This window comes from Pseudomonas sp. S3_A09 (assembly GCF_054668065.1).
The window spans coordinates 2,400,932-2,416,056 of record NZ_CP162752.1 but is presented as its reverse complement, the minus strand read 5'-3'; the positions used below and the strand labels follow the sequence as shown (position 1 = coordinate 2,416,056).

Here is a 15,125-nt window from a genome sequence, read left to right as displayed (position 1 = left end):
AGCTTGGAAGGGACTCAGGCGGCGGTGGGCCGTGCTGGGCAAGTCAAACTTAAACGAGAACACACCTATGCTTTTTTCCCGTAAGGCGGTTTCCAAGCGTCACTTGCTGCTGATCGCGGCCGGTTTCAGTACTGTGCTGACCGGTTGCGCCACGTCGCCGGCCTCCAAGGTCGCGTCCAGCACCAAGGTCGAGTACTACCCCAACTGCTACGAGCCGGTGCAACACCTGCGCGCGACCGATTCGGACATGACCAAGTCGGTTGTGACCGGTGCAGCCATCGGCGCTGCCGGTGGTGCACTGCTGGGCGCCCTGACCGGCGACTCCGACAAGCGCGGCCGTAACGCTGCCATCGGTGCCGCTGGCGGCGCCCTGGCCGGCGGCGCGGCGGGTTACTACACCGAGCGTCAGAAGCAGATCAGCGATGACAACCAGCGCATTGCCTCTTACTCCACAGACTTCAATAAAAGCGCATCGGATATCGACCGCAGCACCGCCTACGCCAAAGCCTCGCAGCAGTGCTACCAGAGCGCGTTCACCAAGCTGGTGGCCGACCGCAAAGCCAAGACCGTCAACGACACCGAAGGCCGCAAGCGCCTGGCGGAAATCGTTGCGGGTTTGAAGGAGTCCAATGACCTGATCGTTGCCGTCAACGGCAAGGCCAGCGAAGACCTGAACAACTACACCCAGGCCTACGAAAAAGACCTGCAGCAAGTGGGTGTGCAGCGTAACGACGTAGTCACCGTGGCCCAAGCCGACGTAACGCCGCCACCGGTACCCGCCAAGAAAGGCAAGACGCCACCGAAAGTCGCGAAGAAGCTGCCGGTTGTGCCAAAAGAAGCAGTCACCACCGAGAAGAGCATCCAGACCGTGCAGGCCAAGCAAGCTGAAAGCAAGCAGGTTGCCAGCGCCGGCAAGGCACAACTCGAAGGCAGCTGCCGCGATCCGAACCTGGCCGACTGGGCACCGGTACCTTGCCCTAACGTTTAAACAAAATGCTGCTATAAGCGTCAAACGCCAGCCGATCTTCCGCTAATGCGCAAGATCGGTGGCGTTCCTTTAGCAAATCGTTAAACTGCTGCGGCCACTCAATAATTACACCGAGGCCGTGTGCATGAAATTTCGTCTTCTCCTGTGGGTGCTGGGCCTGATGATGGGCAAAGCCAGCCGCACCAATCCCGCCTTCCAGCAGCAACTGGGTGACAAAGACCTGGCCTTCCAGCTGCAGACCCTCGACGGCAAGGTTGCTCGTCATTTCATCGTCAAAGACCAGCGCATCACCAGTCGCTCGGGTGTTCACCCGTCGCCGGCGTTCGCCATCGCCTTTAAAGATGCCGCCTACGGCTTCGCTACGATGCAGGCGAAGAACAAGCAATTGGCATTCATGACGGGGATTCAGGACAAGTCGATCCAGATCAAGGGCAACCCGGCGCTGGTGATCTGGTTCCAGGGGTTGACCAAGTATTTGAAGCCGAAGAAAAAGAAGTAACTACCGTAGGAGTGAGCTTGCTCGCGAAGGTCGTGAACGATGACGCGGGGTGTCTGGAGCCCCGCGGTGTTGTCAGGTTTTTCGCGAGCAAGCTCGCTCCTACAGGGTGTGGGTGGCTCAGCCCTGGCTGAACTGCGAAGCCAGCTCGCGCAACAACACTTCGGCATCCAGCACCTTACTCACCACTTCGTCCGCCTTTTCCCGGCTCAGCCCCAGGCGCTCAAGCAACTCGTCGGGGATGGTTTCATCCGGCCCGGACCCGATGCCGCGGCTGCGCAGCAGGCGCACGGCCAGGCACACCAGGTTCGGATATTCGGCGTATTGACCATCGTAGGTCGGATCATGCTGGAAGCGCAGGGCGGTGGATAGCTCATCCGGCATGTCCCAGTAGCGCATCAGCCAGGCACCGATCTGCTCGCGGCTGATGCCCAGCAGGTGTTGCTCGACATAGCTGTGGCACAGGTGCGGGTTGACCTCCAAGTGACGGCAGATCAGCGAGAAGTGCGGCGGGAACACGTGGGCCAGCAGCAGGTAACCGAAGTTGTGCAGCAGGCCGGCCAAGTAGGTCAGGCCGGCTTCCGGGCGCTGGGCGCGCGGCATGGCGCGGGTCAGGCCTTCGATCACGGCGGCGGTGTAGATTGACTGGTGCCAGTACGGCGTGGACTGGTGCGGATGGTCTTTGGGCAGGCTCAACGTCTTGCCCAGTGCCAGGCCCAGCGCCAGGTTGATCACCAGGTCAAAGCCCAGCACGCGCACGATGGCGTCTTCCACGGAGCGGATCTTGCCCGGCGAGGCGTAGTACGGCGACGCGGCCCAGCTCACCACTTGTGCGGCCAGCGCCGGGTCGGTCTCGACCACGCCGGTGATGTCATCAATGGTGGCGTTCGGGTCGACGCGCAGCTTGATGATCTTCTGCGCGGTATCGGCCAGCGGTGGAATCTCGATAGTCGCTTCCAGGCGTTGCTGGATACGGCGGGCGGTGAACGCCTGCATCGCCTGGGTGATTTCCTCACGGTCATCATTGGGGCGGTCGAGGTTGGGGCGGATATTGCTCAACGGCTCGCCGAAGTGGCCGGCGCTGGCCTTGGTGAGCATCGTCTTGAAGGCGTCTCTGGAGATCTCCAGCAACAGGCCTGCTTCACCCGAATGCACCAGCAGGCTGGGTTCGTCGAGCAGGCTGCCTTCGTACAGGCAAGGTGAACTGGTGAGCGGTGGCAGGCCCGGCAGCAGGGTCAGTTCGTGTTTGCCCAGCATGCGCTCGACGCGATCCGGCGACACGGCCGTGAGGCGGCGACCGGTGAGTTCGGCGAGGCGGTTGAGGTCAAGCAACTGGTTCTGCGGGAACAGCACCATCAGTGCGCCCACCGCGTCTTCCAGCAATACTGCCTGGATTTTTTGCGCAGGATTCAGGCCCGGTAGATCGGCGACTTCCGTGTAGGGGATGGCGAGTTTTGCGAGCAGAGCCCGAATGACCGGCGGGGCGGTCAGTGGGGCTGTGGCGAGGGCAACTTCTGACATGGCCTGATCCAATTTCTTACAGTCAACGAAGTATAACCAGCTTGATACAACTGTTGGTCGACTAACTGAGGTTTGTGACGCGGTTCATTTGTAGGCGCGGGCTGGCCCGCGCCTACAAAGCCTCAGGTCACACCTGGCCGTATTGCTGCCCATGGCGCAGCCAGCGATCCAGCAACGGGCTGACATGATCCGGCCAGCGTTCGAGCAACGCTTGCGCCGCATCGCGCACGGCCGGCAGTAGGTCGGCGTCGCGCATCAGGTCGGCGACCTTGAATTGCAGCAGGCCGGTCTGGCGAGTGCCGAGCATTTCCCCAGGGCCGCGCAGCTCCAGGTCTTTTTCGGCAATGACAAAACCGTCGTTGGTTTCGCGCATGATGCCCAGGCGCTGACGACCGATCTGCGACAGCGGCGGGTGGTAGAGCAACACGCAATGGCTGGCGGCGCTGCCCCGGCCGACCCGGCCGCGTAACTGGTGCAGCTGCGCCAGGCCCAGGCGTTCGGGGTTTTCAATGATCATCAGGCTGGCATTGGGTACGTCCACACCTACTTCAATCACCGTGGTGGCCACCAGCAGTTGCAGGTTGCCGGCCTTGAAGTCGGCCATCACCGCGGCTTTTTCAGCGGGCTTCATGCGCCCGTGGATCAGGCCGACTTTGAGTTCACCCAGCGCGCTGGTGAGGTCTTCATAAGTGGTCTCGGCAGCCTGGCAGGTCAGCTCCTCGGACTCTTCAATCAGCGTGCACACCCAGTACGCCTGGCGCCCTTCGGCACAGGCGCCGCGCACGCGCTCGATCACTTCGACACGCCGGGTGTCAGTGACCAATACGGTGTTGACCGGAGTCCGGCCGGGCGGCAGTTCATCGAGGATCGAGGTGTCGAGGTCGGCGTAGGCGCTCATGGCCAGGGTGCGCGGGATCGGCGTGGCGGTCATGATCAGTTGGTGTGGGTTCATACGTCCGCCCACGCCTTTCTGACGCAGGGCCAGGCGTTGTTGCACGCCAAAGCGGTGCTGTTCGTCGATGATCACCAGCGCGAGGTTCTTGAACTGCACTTCGTCCTGGAACAGCGCGTGGGTGCCCACCACCATCTGTGCGCCGCCGGCAATCTGTTCCAGGGCTGCCGCGCGGTTCTTGCCCTTGAGCTTGCCGGCCAGCCACGCGACTTCCAGGCCCAGGGGTTCGAGCCAGCGCTTGAAGGTGATGAAGTGTTGCTCGGCGAGGATCTCGGTCGGTGCCATCAACGCCACTTGATAACCGGCTTCCAGCGCTTGCAGGGCGGCGAGGGCGGCGACCACGGTCTTGCCCGCGCCCACATCGCCCTGGATCAGGCGCAGCATGGGCTCCTGCTGGCTGAGGTCGTAAGCGATTTCATTCCCGACGCGCTGTTGGGCACCGGTCGGTGCGAAGCCGAGGTTGGCCAGGTACTGCGCGGGCAAGCGGGTGGCTTTGGGCATCGCCGGCGCACGTAGCGAACGCATGCTTTCGCGCAGGCGTTGCTGGGACAGTTGGTGGGTCAGCAGCTCTTCGAAGGCCAGGCGGTGCTGGGCCCAGTGATGACCCAGTGCGAGTTCGTCGACATCGGCATCGGCGGGCGGGTGATGCAGGTAGCGGATCGCATCGTCCAGCGACGCCAATTGATAATCGCGGGCCAGCTCCAACGGCAACCAGTCGGGCAGGCTTTTCGGGCCGAGCATCGTCAGCGTCTGCATGCACAGTTGGCGGAGGCGTTGCTGGGTCAGGCCTTCGGTGAGCGGGTAGATGGGGGTGAGTGTGGTGTCGACCGGCGGCGGCTCGTCGCCGGTGATCGCGCGGTATTCCGGGTGATAGATCTCCAGGCCCGATGCCCCGGGCCGTGCTTCGCCGTAACAGCGCACGCGGGTGCCGCGCTTGAGCCCTTCCTTCTGCGCGTTGCTGAAATGGTAGAAGCGCAGGCTCAGGCCACCGGTGCCGTCCTGCAGGCGCACGACCAGGCTGCGACGCTTGCCCATCACCACGTCGGCGCCGCTGACGGTGCCTTCGATCACGGCATCCTGCCCAGGGCGCAACTGGCCGATGGGCACGACGCGGGTCCGGTCCTGATAGCGCAGGGGCAAATGGAACAAGACGTCCTGGAGGTTTTCCAGGCCGACCTTGGCCAACTTCTCGGCCATGGCTTCACCGACACCCTTGAGTGCCGTCACCGACACCTGCGACAGCTCAGTCATACCGTTGCTTAGCTCGCAGCTGTCGGCTTGGCCACCGAGCACAGGCGGATCGAATCGGCGAGGATCTCAATCGCTTTCGGCCGTGGGAAGCTGGCGCGCCAAGCGATCGCCACGGTACGGAACGGCACCGGCGGCGTGAGTGGGCGCACTTCGATCACGCCGGGGGCGTAGTGATGGCTGTCCACTGCTGACAGCGGCAGGATCGAAATACCCAGACCGGACGCGACCATGTGGCGGATGGTTTCCAGGGAGCTGGATTCCACGGTGGTGTGCTTGGCGCCGTCGTTGCCCTTGGTCAGGGTCGGGCAGGCTTCCAGGACCTGGTCGCGGAAGCAGTGGCCCTCGCCGAGCAGCAGCAGGCTCTTGTCGTTGAGCAAGGCGGCGTCGATGGTGTCTTTTTTGGTCCACGGATGGTCGGCCGGCATCAGCACCTGGAACGGCTCGTCGTAGAGCGGCAGGGTCAGCACGTCGGCTTCGTTGAACGGCAGGGCGATGATGATCGCGTCCAGCTCGCCGTTGCGCAGTTTGTCGCGCAGCACGTGGGTGAAGTTTTCTTCGATATACAACGGCATCTGCGGTGCGACGCGGTGCAGTTGCGGGATCAGGTGCGGGAACAGGTACGGGCCGACCGTGTAGATGGCGCCGACTTTCAGCGGTGCGGTCAGCTGGTTCTTGCCGGCCTGGGCCAGTTCGCGAATGCTCTGCGCTTGCTCCAGCACCTTCTGGGCCTGGGCAACAATGCCTTCACCCACCGGCGTAAGGCGCACGGCGCTCTTGCTGCGCTCGAAAATCAGCACACCGAGTTCGTCTTCAAGCTTTTTCACGCCCACCGACAGCGTCGGCTGGCTGACATGGCAACGCTCGGCCGCGTGGCCGAAGTGCTGCTCTTGGGCGAGGGTAACGATGTAGCGTAATTCTGTAAGAGTCATAGCGGGCGTCCATGAGGTTGCGGGCCAAGCATACCGGCTGCAATCGATAGACGCACGTTATCAGAACTTTGCTGGGGATTGAGCGGGGAATATCGGTGATTTTGCTGATGCGATAAACCCATCTGGGCTGCCCGCGATGCAGGCACCTCGGTCTATCAATTGCACCGAGGTGATGCTATCGCAGGCAAGCCAGCTCCTACACAAGCTGATGCCTGCAACCCTTAGCGGCGGCGTTTCTCGATGTTGTACACGAACGGTGCAACGATCTCGATACTGCCGCCTCTGAGCATGTCTGCCGGTGGCTTGGGCAACGGCTGGGCACGGCGGATCATATCCAGGGTGGCGCGGTCCAGGTCGGCGTTGCCGGAGCGGCCCACCAACTCGTAGGACAGCACGTTGCCGTCGGCATCGACCACGAACTTCAGGCGGTTGAGGCCTTCCTTGCCACGGGCCTGGGCGCCTGGCGGGTACTTCTTGTACTTCTGCAGGTGAGCCAGCAGGGTGCCTTCCCAGGATGCCTTCGCTGCGATTTGCTGCGGAGAGGGGCCTGGTACAGGCTGGGCCGATTTCTCAGCCGGTGCCTGGGTCGGCGGAGCGTCGCTCGGCGGATCCTCGGAGGGTTTCTCCTTGGGCGGCTCGATCTTCTTCTCCACTGGCTTCGGCGGCTGTGGTTTGGGCTTGGGTTTGACCGGCTTGGGCACCTGGATCGTTGGCTTGGGTGCCTCGGCCAGTTTCGGCAGGGGCAGCTCTTCCACCGGTGCAGGCGGCTGCGGCGGCGTCACCACCTTGGGCGGCGCTGGCGGTGGCGGTGCGGGCATCGGCGCCAGGTCGATGACCATGGCCGCCGGCGGCAACTGCACCGTACGCGGCGCTGACCAATGAAGCGCGATAGCGATCGCGACGGCATGCACGCCCAGTACGACGGCGAGGCTGGTGCCATAACGCGTCAGTTTGTGGCGCGTCGTGATCATTTCTTGGCTGCCGTCTCAAGTCCGACCAAGCCTACCTTGAGGTAGCCGGCTGCCCGCAGGGCATCCATCACGCTCATCAGGTCGCCGTAGTCCACGCCCTTGTCAGCCTGGAAGAAGATCGTCGTGTCTTTCTTGCCTTGGGTCTTGGCGTCGAGCACCGGCCCCAGGGTTTCAGCCTTGACTTCTTCTTCACCCAGGAACAGGCGTTGGTCCGCCTTGACGCTGAGGAAGATCGGCTTCTCCGGCCGCGGCGCCGGCTTGGCGCTGGACGCGGGCAGGTCAACCTTGATGTCCACGGTCGCCAATGGTGCCGCCACCATGAAAATGATCAGCAGCACCAGCATCACGTCGATAAACGGCGTGACGTTGATTTCGTGGTTCTCGACGAGTTCGTCGTCGCCTTGATTCAAATGCAGGCCCATGGCCGATTACCCCACTTTCACCATGTGCGGTTGCGAGCTGCGCTCGGTAGGCAGGTGATCGAGATCGCGGCTGACCAGCAGCAGGACTTCTGCCGACGCGTCCGATACCTGAGCCTTGTAGCCGGCAATCGAACGGGCGAAGACGTTGTAGATCACCACCGCAGGAATCGCGGCAACCAGGCCCAGGGCGGTAGCCAGCAGGGCTTCGGCGATGCCTGGGGCAACGACGGCAAGGTTGGTGGTCTGGGTTTTGGCGATGCCGATGAAGCTGTTCATGATGCCCCACACGGTGCCGAACAGACCGACGAAGGGCGCGGTCGAACCAATGGTCGCCAGCACGCCGGTGCCGCTGCTCATGTTACGACCGCAGGCCGCCACCAGGCGCTCCAGGCGGAAGGCCACACGTTCCTTGATGCCTTCTTTTTCGCGGGTGTTGGCCGACAGGCGCATTTCTTCCAGCGCGTCGTGCACCAGGGTGTTGGCCAGGGTGCCTTTCTTGGTCGCGCTTTCGCTGGCTTCCTTGAGGGTAGTGGCCTTTTTCAGGTGGACGATTTCGTTGCGCAGGCGACGTTTGGCGCCCAGCAACTCGAAGCCTTTGGCAATCCAGATGGTCCAGGTGATGATCGAGGCGATGGCCAGGCCGATCATGACGGCTTTCACTACCACGTCAGCGTTCTGATACATGCCCCATGGCGACAGGTCGTGGGCCATGCCCAGGGTGTTGTCTCCTTCCAGAACCACCCCGGTCTCGTCGGCGGAGGCTGGGTCAGCAGCCTGGGCCGGGTCGGTAGCAGCGGGCGCTGCGGCGGGAGCGGCCGGTGCCGCGGCGTTTTGCTCGGCTGCAGCCGGGGTGGCTGGCGCGGTGGCGTCAGCGAAGGCAGCGGTCGGTGCCAGCAGTACGCTGAACAGCAGCGCAGCAATCGCACGCCAGGCGCGGGATGGGCTGTGAAGCTTGGTTGGCGAAGCGGGGGTTGTATTACGTGTCATGCTGGCCGGACCTGAGTAAAAAAATGAGTGATCGTCCTTCCAGACCCATGGGGTCGAGGACAAATGGGCGGTTATTATTGCAAGTAATTCTTGTTAACAAAAGTAATACAGTTACTTTATTTGTCCTTTTTCTGGCCGACGGTCATCTGCGAAGGCTAACCTAGACCTTTCAGTACGGAGTTTTTTGTGATGGCAGCGCCTTCTGTTGTGATAGCCGGTTGTGGCGATGTAGGTAGTCGGCTGGCCAGCCAGTTGCTGGCCTCGGAATGGGAGGTCCATGGCCTGCGCCGCGATATTTCGCGGCTGCCTGATGGCGTGATCGGTATTGCCGGGGACTTGTTCAAGAAGGAGTGCCCTGACACCTGGCCGATCGGCGGGGTGGATTACCTGGTGTACTGCGCCGCTGCGACGGATCACGACGAGGCTGGCTATCGCGCCGCTTACGTACAAGGGCTGAAACATGTGCTGGAGTGGCTGGGCGACTACGGCCAGGAGCCGAAGCACCTGCTGTTTGTATCCAGCAGCAGTGTCTACGGACAGCAGAAGGGTGAGTGGGTCGACGAAACGTCGGAAACCCAGGCGAAGGGATATTCCGGGCAAGTCATGTTGGAGGCTGAGCAGGTGGCGCTCAACAGCGGCATCCCGGCCAGTATCGTGCGCCTGACGGGCATTTATGGCCCCGGTCGCGAATGGCTGCTGACTCAGGTTCGCCAAGGCTACCGCGTCGCAATCGACCCACCTTTATATGGCAACCGCATTCACGCGGAAGACGCTGCGGGTTTGCTGGCCTTTTTGTTGCGGCATGTAGAAAAGGGCGGTTCGCTGGACAAGGTCTACATCGGCGTCGACGATGCGCCCGCGCCACTGGCCGAAGTGGTGGACTGGTTGCGCGAGTACCTGGGTGTGACCGAATGGGCCGATGACGCCAGTGTGCGGCGCGCCGGCAGCAAGCAATGCAGCAATGCGCGTATCAAGGCGCTGGGTTGGGTGCCGACGTACCCAACTTACCGGGAAGGCTACGCGGCGATCCTCAAAGGCTGAAATGCGGTGAAAAATGTGGGCGCCGGCTTGTTCGCGAAGGCGCAGTGTCAGGCACTGAATGTGTTGCTGATACACCGCTTTCGCGAGCAAGCCCGCTCCCACATTTGGGTCTGTGTTCGGCTACTTATTGCTTTTCAAGCAACCACTGGCGTGGGCCTGGCGTAAACGAAGGCACTTCATCCGCCTGCGCGGTGTTGACCGCCTGGAAGATCTCCAGTTGTTTACCCTTGCGGATAAAGATCCACGGATTGCCCTGGCCATTCAGTTGCAGCCAGATGCTGTCGTAGCCGCCGCTCATGGACGCGCAATCGCCCGCCAGGCACAGCGAGTACTGATCGACATTCGGCAGGCCGGCGACCTTGCCGTTAGCCTGGAACTGTACGATGGCGCCGCTGCCGAAGCCGTCGCTGATCTTCCAGTCGCCGCCCATGTAGGCTGCATACAACGCACGCTCAAAGTTGGCGCCTATGGGCGCACCGTCCGGCGCAGGCTCTTTGGGGCGGGCGAACAACTGTTCAGGCTCGTTATCATTAGCCACTTGCAGCAGTTGCTTGCCTTTGCGCTTGAGTTCGGTGGCGGAGCTGCCGTAGAAGTCCACGCTCCAGGCGCCGGATTTTTCACTCAGCAACTTGCCTTCCGCTACTTCAAAACCGTTGTAGTAGCGTGCCTGCGAGGCCTTGGTATTGACCTCCCATTCGAGGTTCGGGCCGAAGCTTTGCAGGGCTTCACGCAAAGGGCCGCCTTTGGCTGCCGCATCGATGGCGACCTGGTTGATCCAGGTGCCGCCCGCATCCCGGTCGGCAGGGTTGCTGGCGCAGCCGCCAAGCAACAGGGCGAGCAGTGATGAGGCTACAAGCGCTTTGCGCATCATGAAATCCTTCTGAAACGAAATCGGCGCAGCCTATGGGGGCTGCGCCGGGTGTTTTACTCGATGACCAGAATCGCGTCCATCTCAACCTGCGCACCCTTTGGCAGGGCGGCAACGCCGATGGCGGCGCGGGCTGGGTACGGCTGTTCGAAGTACTTGCCCATGATCTCGTTGACCTTGGCGAAGTGGCTCAGGTCGGTGAGGAAGATGTTCAGCTTGACGATGTCTTTGAACGAGCCGCCGGCAGCCTCGGCGACCGACTTGAGGTTTTCGAAGACCTGTACGGTCTGTGCTTCGAAGCCTTCCACCAGTTCCATGGTCTTTGGGTCCAGCGGGATCTGGCCGGACATGTAGACGGTGTTGCCCGCCTTGATCGCCTGGGAGTAGGTGCCGATCGCGGCTGGGGCCTTGTCACTGGTGATAACAGTCTTGGTCATGAATGACTCCTTGTAGTAGAGCGGTTATGCACGCATACGGGTGATGCGGATGACCCCGGTCAAGGCGCGCAGTTTCTTGATCACACGGGCCAGGTGCACGCGGTCGTGCACGCTGACCACCAGCTGGACCACGCTGATGCGGCCATCGCGCTCGTCCATGCTGATCTTCTCGATGTTGCCGTCGGCCGCGTTGACGCTGCTGGCGAGCAGGGCGATCAGGCCGCGCTGGTGTTCCAGCTCCACCCGCAGCTCGACGTTGAATTCGCCGGTGACATCCTTGGCCCATGAGAGCTGGATGCATTTTTCCGGGTTGTGGCGGATTTCGGTGATGTTGCGGCAGTTGTCCAGGTGCACCACCATGCCTTTACCGGCCGACAAGTGGCCGACAATCGGGTCGCCGGGGATCGGTGTGCAGCATTTGGCGTAGCTGAGCACCAGGCCCTCGGTACCACGAATCGCCAGCGGACCTTCGGGGCTCGGCAGCTGTTCGCCTTCGCCGAGCAGGCGGCGGGCGACTACATAGGCCATGCGGTTGCCCAGGCCAATATCTTCCAGCAGGTCTTCGATGGTTTCCTGGCGGTACTCGTGGAGCATCGCTTGCACGCGCTCTGTAGGAATCTTGTCCAAGGCGCTGTCGAAACCGTTGAGGACTTTGTTCAGCAGGCGTTCGCCCAGGCTGATGGACTCGGACCGGCGTTGCAATTTGAGCGCGTGACGGATGTGCGTGCGGGCCTTGCCGGTGACCACGAAGTTCAGCCAGGCCGGGTTCGGGCGTGCGCCCGGAGCGCTGACGATCTCGACCGTGGAGCCACTCTGCAGCGGTTCGGACAGCGGCGCGAGACGACGATTGATCCGACAGGCGATGCAGCTGTTACCCACATCGGTGTGCACGGCGTAGGCAAAGTCGACCGCCGTGGAGCCTTTGGGCAGCTCCATGATCCGGCCTTTGGGTGTGAATACGTAGACCTCGTCCGGGAACAGGTCGATCTTCACGCTTTCGATGAATTCCAGGGAGTTGCCGGCCCGTTGCTGCATTTCCAGCACGCCCTTGACCCACTGGCGGGCGCGGGCATGGGTGCCTTTGGGCTGCTCGTCGCCGCTGGATTTGTAGAGCCAATGGGCAGCAATGCCGTTGTTGGCCATCTCTTCCATTTCGCGGGTGCGGATCTGGATCTCGATCGGCACCCCATGCATGCCGAACAACGTGGTGTGCAGCGACTGGTAGCCGTTGGCCTTGGGGATCGCGATGTAATCCTTGAAGCGGCCTGGCAAAGGTTTGTACAAATTATGTACAGCGCCCAGCACGCGATAACAGGTGTCCACCTTGTCAACGATGATCCGGAACGCATACACGTCCATGATCTCGTTGAAGGCCCGGCGCTTGCCGCGCATCTTTTTATAGATGCCGTAGATATGCTTCTGCCGCCCGCTGACCTCGCCCTCGATCTCGTCGATCGCCAGGCAGTGGCTCAGCGACTCTTCGATCTTGTTGACGATTTCCTTGCGGTTGCCACGCGCGCGCTTGACCGCCTGGTAGATGCGCGCCGAACGCATCGGGTGCATGGCCTTGAAACCGAGGTCTTCGAATTCGATACGAATGGCGTGCATGCCCAGCCGGTTGGCGATGGGGGCGTAGATTTCCAGGGTTTCTTTGGCGATGCGCCGGCGTTTTTCGCCGGACAGCACTTCCAGCGTGCGCATGTTGTGCAGCCGGTCGGCCAACTTGACCAGGATCACCCGGATATCGCGGGCCATGGCCATGGCCATCTTCTGGAAGTTTTCCGCCTGGGCTTCGGCTTTGGTTTCGAAGTTCATCTGGGTCAGTTTGCTGACCCCGTCGACCAGTTCGGCCACGGTTTCGCCAAATTGCGCGCTGAGCGCTTCCTTGGCAATACCGGTGTCTTCGATCACGTCATGCAGCATCGCAGCCATCAGGCTCTGATGGTCCATGTGCATGTCGGCAAGAATATTTGCCACCGCAAGAGGATGGGTGACATACGCCTCGCCACTGCGGCGGCGCTGACCGTCGTGGGCTTGTTCGGCGTAGAAATACGCTCGGCGGACCAGGTTGACCTGGTCTGGGCCGAGGTAGGCCGATAAGCGATCGGCGAGGGCGTCTATGCTCGGCAAAGTGTGAACTCCTGCCGTTGGCTGTGACCCCGCGCCGTGCTACGTCGACCAGGCATAGGCTTAGACGGCCTCGTTGGACTCGTCCTCGAACGCTGCAAACAGCGGTTCGTCTTCAACGATTTCAGCGTTGGCGATGAACTCGTAGCTCATCAGGCCTTCAGCGATTTCACGCAGGGCTACAACAGTAGGCTTGTCGTTTTCCCACTGGACCAGGGGCTCTTTGCCGCCAGTGGCCAGTTGACGGGCACGCTTGGTAGAGAGCATGACCAGCTCAAAGCGGTTATCCACGTGTTCTAGGCAGTCTTCAACGGTTACGCGGGCCATGGTATTCCTCGGAGCGAATGCAAGATGCGCGCTGCCCGGTTGGGCGAGCGGACTGAACAGTTTAAAAAATCACCAGCGTTTAGGGAAGCGCTGATTTCTCGCAGGCCCTCGCAAAACCGCTACAAGTGCCAATGTAAAGCCCTTGCAGCGGTTTTGGGAAGAGCCAATCAACCGAGCAGTTCGGCCAGTAATTTGCCGAAACGCTGTTGCTGACGCTTTTGCTGGAGTTGATTGGTGCGGAAAATCGCCTTCAAATCATCCAGTGCGTGGGCAAAATCGTCGTTGATGATCAGGTAGTCGTAGTCGACGTAGTGGCTCATTTCACTGACGGCTTCGCGCATGCGGCCTTCGATGATCTCGTCACTGTCCTGGCCACGATTGGTCAGGCGCTGGTGCAAGGCTTCCAGCGACGGCGGCAAGATGAAGATCGAGCGCGCCTGGGGCATCAGCCGGCGCACTTGTTCGGCGCCTTGCCAGTCGATTTCCAGGATCAGGTCGTGGCCTTCGTCCAGGGTCTGCTGCAAGTGGCTCTGCGAGGTGCCGTAGAGATTGCCGAACACTTCGGCGCGTTCCAGGAAGTCGCCGTGTTCGATCATCTTGACGAACTCGGTGCGCTCGACGAAGTGATAGTGCACGCCGTTCACCTCACCTGGGCGCATGGCGCGGGTGGTGTGGGAGACCGAGATGCGGATCTGCTCGTCAGCGTCGGTCAAGGCCTTGACCAGGCTGCTTTTGCCCGCGCCCGACGGGGCGGAAATGATGTAAAGGGTGCCGGTGCTGTGGGTCATGGAGGTTGCCTTACTCAATATTCTGTACTTGTTCGCGCATCTGCTCGATCAACACTTTGAGGTTGACCGCCGCGGTGGTGCTGCGCGGATCGAACGCCTTGGAGCCCAGTGTATTGGCTTCGCGGTTGAGTTCCTGCATCAGGAAGTCCAGGCGCCGACCGGCGGCACCGCCGGACTTGAGCACTCGGCGCACTTCGAGGATGTGGGTGCTCAGGCGATCCAGCTCTTCGGCGACATCGCTCTTTTGCGCAAGCAGGACCATTTCCTGTTCCAGTCGCGTCGGGTCGAGGTCGGCCTTCATGTCGGTGAAGCGGTCGAGCACCTTCTGGCGCTGGGTGGCGAGCATTTGCGGCACCAGTTCGCGCAAGGTGACAACATCTTCTTCGATGGAGGTCAGGCGCTCGTTGATCAGGCGGGCCAGTTCGGCACCTTCGCGCTCGCGGCCGGCTTTCAGCTCCTTCAAACCCTGGTTAAACAGGGCGAGGGCTTCAGCGTTGAGGGCTTGCGGGTCGGTGGCGTCGGCCACCAGCACGCCGGGCCAGGCCAGCACTTCCAGCGGGTTGAGCGCGGCGGGCTGCTTGATCAGTCCGGCGATGGTTTCGGCGGCGGCGACCAGTTGCGCGGCACGGTCGCGGTCAATCTGCAAGGCTTTGCCGGTGGTTTCTTCGGTGAAACGCAGGGTGCATTCCAGCTTGCCACGGGAAATACCCTGGCGCAGCGCTTCACGCACGGCGCCTTCGAGGTCGCGGAACGATTCCGGCAGGCGCAGGTGCGGCTCCAGGTAACGGCTGTTGACCGAGCGCAGCTCCCAGCTCAGGGTGCCTTGGACGCCGGCTTTCTCGACGCGCGCGAAGGCGGTCATGCTGTGCACCATGGAGGTACCTCGCGTTGCAGCCCGAAAACACGGGCTGATGATTAAGAAGGCGCAGGATTGTAGCGCAGTGGGGCGGACACGCCCAAACCCGAGCATTCGTAACCGAATTTTTTAGCAGTGCCCCGAATCGGCTCGCGGCTCTATAA

15 protein-coding genes are annotated in these 15,125 nt (G+C 61.8%); 3 read left to right on the top strand and 12 right to left on the bottom strand.

Features of this window, described 5'->3' with window-relative positions:
* Positions 1-67: 67 nt before the first annotated feature.
* Positions 68-988, top strand: coding sequence for a type VI secretion system-associated lipoprotein TagQ (gene tagQ / locus AB4N92_RS11530; protein WP_010207530.1), 921 nt, complete (start codon positions 68-70; stop codon positions 986-988).
* A gap of 124 nt (positions 989-1,112) precedes the next feature.
* Positions 1,113-1,487 carry a hypothetical protein gene (locus tag AB4N92_RS11525; RefSeq protein ID WP_010207528.1) on the top strand — a complete coding sequence of 125 codons (375 nt, stop codon included), beginning with the start codon at positions 1,113-1,115 and terminating at the stop codon, positions 1,485-1,487.
* Between the two features lie 117 nt (positions 1,488-1,604).
* Here the strand turns inward: AB4N92_RS11525 and AB4N92_RS11520 are convergent, their stop codons facing one another.
* From AB4N92_RS11520 to exbB, 6 genes are all read right to left on the bottom strand, one after another.
* Positions 1,605-3,005 carry an aminoacyl-tRNA deacylase and HDOD domain-containing protein gene (locus AB4N92_RS11520; protein ID WP_021492591.1) on the bottom strand — a complete coding sequence of 467 codons (1,401 nt, stop codon included), beginning with the start codon at positions 3,003-3,005 and terminating at the stop codon, positions 1,605-1,607.
* Between the two features lie 127 nt (positions 3,006-3,132).
* The gene (gene recG, locus AB4N92_RS11515; protein ID WP_010207525.1) at positions 3,133-5,208 is read right to left on the bottom strand and encodes an ATP-dependent DNA helicase RecG; all 2,076 of its coding nucleotides are present in this window, start codon (positions 5,206-5,208) and stop codon (positions 3,133-3,135) included.
* An 8-nt stretch (positions 5,209-5,216) separates the two neighbouring features.
* Positions 5,217-6,137, bottom strand: a complete 921-nt coding sequence (locus tag AB4N92_RS11510) for a hydrogen peroxide-inducible genes activator (protein WP_010207523.1) — start codon at positions 6,135-6,137, stop codon at positions 5,217-5,219.
* Between the two features lie 221 nt (positions 6,138-6,358).
* Positions 6,359-7,108 carry a TonB family protein gene (locus AB4N92_RS11505; protein WP_010207522.1) on the bottom strand — a complete coding sequence of 250 codons (750 nt, stop codon included), beginning with the start codon at positions 7,106-7,108 and terminating at the stop codon, positions 6,359-6,361.
* Positions 7,105-7,530: a TonB system transport protein ExbD gene (exbD, locus tag AB4N92_RS11500; RefSeq protein WP_003195519.1), complete on the bottom strand. Its 426-nt coding sequence runs from the start codon at positions 7,528-7,530 to the stop codon at positions 7,105-7,107. Before exbD ends, AB4N92_RS11505 begins: the two co-directional genes overlap by 4 nt.
* A gap of 6 nt (positions 7,531-7,536) precedes the next feature.
* Positions 7,537-8,517 (bottom strand): tonB-system energizer ExbB, encoded by a 981-nt coding sequence (gene exbB / locus AB4N92_RS11495; protein ID WP_010207521.1) that lies wholly within the window; start codon positions 8,515-8,517, stop codon positions 7,537-7,539.
* 189 nt (positions 8,518-8,706) lie between these two features.
* Here exbB and AB4N92_RS11490 point away from each other — a divergent pair, with 189 nt between their 5' ends.
* Positions 8,707-9,558, top strand: a complete 852-nt coding sequence (locus AB4N92_RS11490) for an SDR family oxidoreductase (RefSeq protein ID WP_021492593.1) — start codon at positions 8,707-8,709, stop codon at positions 9,556-9,558.
* A gap of 124 nt (positions 9,559-9,682) precedes the next feature.
* On the opposite strand, the gene AB4N92_RS11485 is transcribed toward AB4N92_RS11490, so the two are convergent.
* The 6 genes from AB4N92_RS11485 to AB4N92_RS11460 all read right to left on the bottom strand — a co-directional run bounded on the left by AB4N92_RS11485 (position 9,683) and on the right by AB4N92_RS11460 (position 14,979).
* The gene (locus AB4N92_RS11485) at positions 9,683-10,426 is read right to left on the bottom strand and encodes a hypothetical protein (RefSeq protein ID WP_010207518.1); all 744 of its coding nucleotides are present in this window, start codon (positions 10,424-10,426) and stop codon (positions 9,683-9,685) included.
* A gap of 56 nt (positions 10,427-10,482) precedes the next feature.
* Complete coding sequence (locus AB4N92_RS11480; RefSeq protein WP_003176922.1) at positions 10,483-10,863, bottom strand: RidA family protein; 381 nt, start codon at positions 10,861-10,863, stop codon at positions 10,483-10,485.
* Between the two features lie 24 nt (positions 10,864-10,887).
* Positions 10,888-12,993 (bottom strand): bifunctional GTP diphosphokinase/guanosine-3',5'-bis pyrophosphate 3'-pyrophosphohydrolase, encoded by a 2,106-nt coding sequence (spoT, locus tag AB4N92_RS11475; RefSeq protein WP_016975931.1) that lies wholly within the window; start codon positions 12,991-12,993, stop codon positions 10,888-10,890.
* A gap of 60 nt (positions 12,994-13,053) precedes the next feature.
* A complete protein-coding gene (gene rpoZ, locus AB4N92_RS11470) occupies positions 13,054-13,317 on the bottom strand; it encodes a DNA-directed RNA polymerase subunit omega (protein WP_003176920.1) in 264 nt (87 codons plus the stop codon).
* Positions 13,318-13,484: 167 nt separating this feature from the next.
* On the bottom strand, positions 13,485-14,105 hold the full coding sequence (gene gmk, locus AB4N92_RS11465) for a guanylate kinase (RefSeq protein WP_010207513.1): 621 nt from the start codon (positions 14,103-14,105) through the stop codon (positions 13,485-13,487).
* Between the two features lie 10 nt (positions 14,106-14,115).
* Positions 14,116-14,979: a YicC/YloC family endoribonuclease gene (locus AB4N92_RS11460; protein WP_010207512.1), complete on the bottom strand. Its 864-nt coding sequence runs from the start codon at positions 14,977-14,979 to the stop codon at positions 14,116-14,118.
* Between the last annotated feature and the right edge of the window lie 146 nt (positions 14,980-15,125).

Coding starts and splice junctions, on each gene's coding strand:
- recG (WP_010207525.1), bottom strand. CDS start 5,208: ATGACTGAGCTGTCGCAGGTGTCGGTGACGGCACTCAAGGGTGTCGGT.
- tagQ (WP_010207530.1), top strand. CDS start 68: ATGCTTTTTTCCCGTAAGGCGGTTTCCAAGCGTCACTTGCTGCTGATC.
- AB4N92_RS11480 (WP_003176922.1), bottom strand. CDS start 10,863: ATGACCAAGACTGTTATCACCAGTGACAAGGCCCCAGCCGCGATCGGC.
- AB4N92_RS11490 (WP_021492593.1), top strand. CDS start 8,707: ATGGCAGCGCCTTCTGTTGTGATAGCCGGTTGTGGCGATGTAGGTAGT.
- exbD (WP_003195519.1), bottom strand. CDS start 7,530: ATGGGCCTGCATTTGAATCAAGGCGACGACGAACTCGTCGAGAACCAC.
- AB4N92_RS11505 (WP_010207522.1), bottom strand. CDS start 7,108: ATGATCACGACGCGCCACAAACTGACGCGTTATGGCACCAGCCTCGCC.
- exbB (WP_010207521.1), bottom strand. CDS start 8,517: ATGACACGTAATACAACCCCCGCTTCGCCAACCAAGCTTCACAGCCCA.
- gmk (WP_010207513.1), bottom strand. CDS start 14,105: ATGACCCACAGCACCGGCACCCTTTACATCATTTCCGCCCCGTCGGGC.
- AB4N92_RS11485 (WP_010207518.1), bottom strand. CDS start 10,426: ATGCGCAAAGCGCTTGTAGCCTCATCACTGCTCGCCCTGTTGCTTGGC.
- AB4N92_RS11520 (WP_021492591.1), bottom strand. CDS start 3,005: ATGTCAGAAGTTGCCCTCGCCACAGCCCCACTGACCGCCCCGCCGGTC.
- AB4N92_RS11525 (WP_010207528.1), top strand. CDS start 1,113: ATGAAATTTCGTCTTCTCCTGTGGGTGCTGGGCCTGATGATGGGCAAA.
- AB4N92_RS11510 (WP_010207523.1), bottom strand. CDS start 6,137: ATGACTCTTACAGAATTACGCTACATCGTTACCCTCGCCCAAGAGCAG.
- rpoZ (WP_003176920.1), bottom strand. CDS start 13,317: ATGGCCCGCGTAACCGTTGAAGACTGCCTAGAACACGTGGATAACCGC.
- AB4N92_RS11460 (WP_010207512.1), bottom strand. CDS start 14,979: ATGGTGCACAGCATGACCGCCTTCGCGCGCGTCGAGAAAGCCGGCGTC.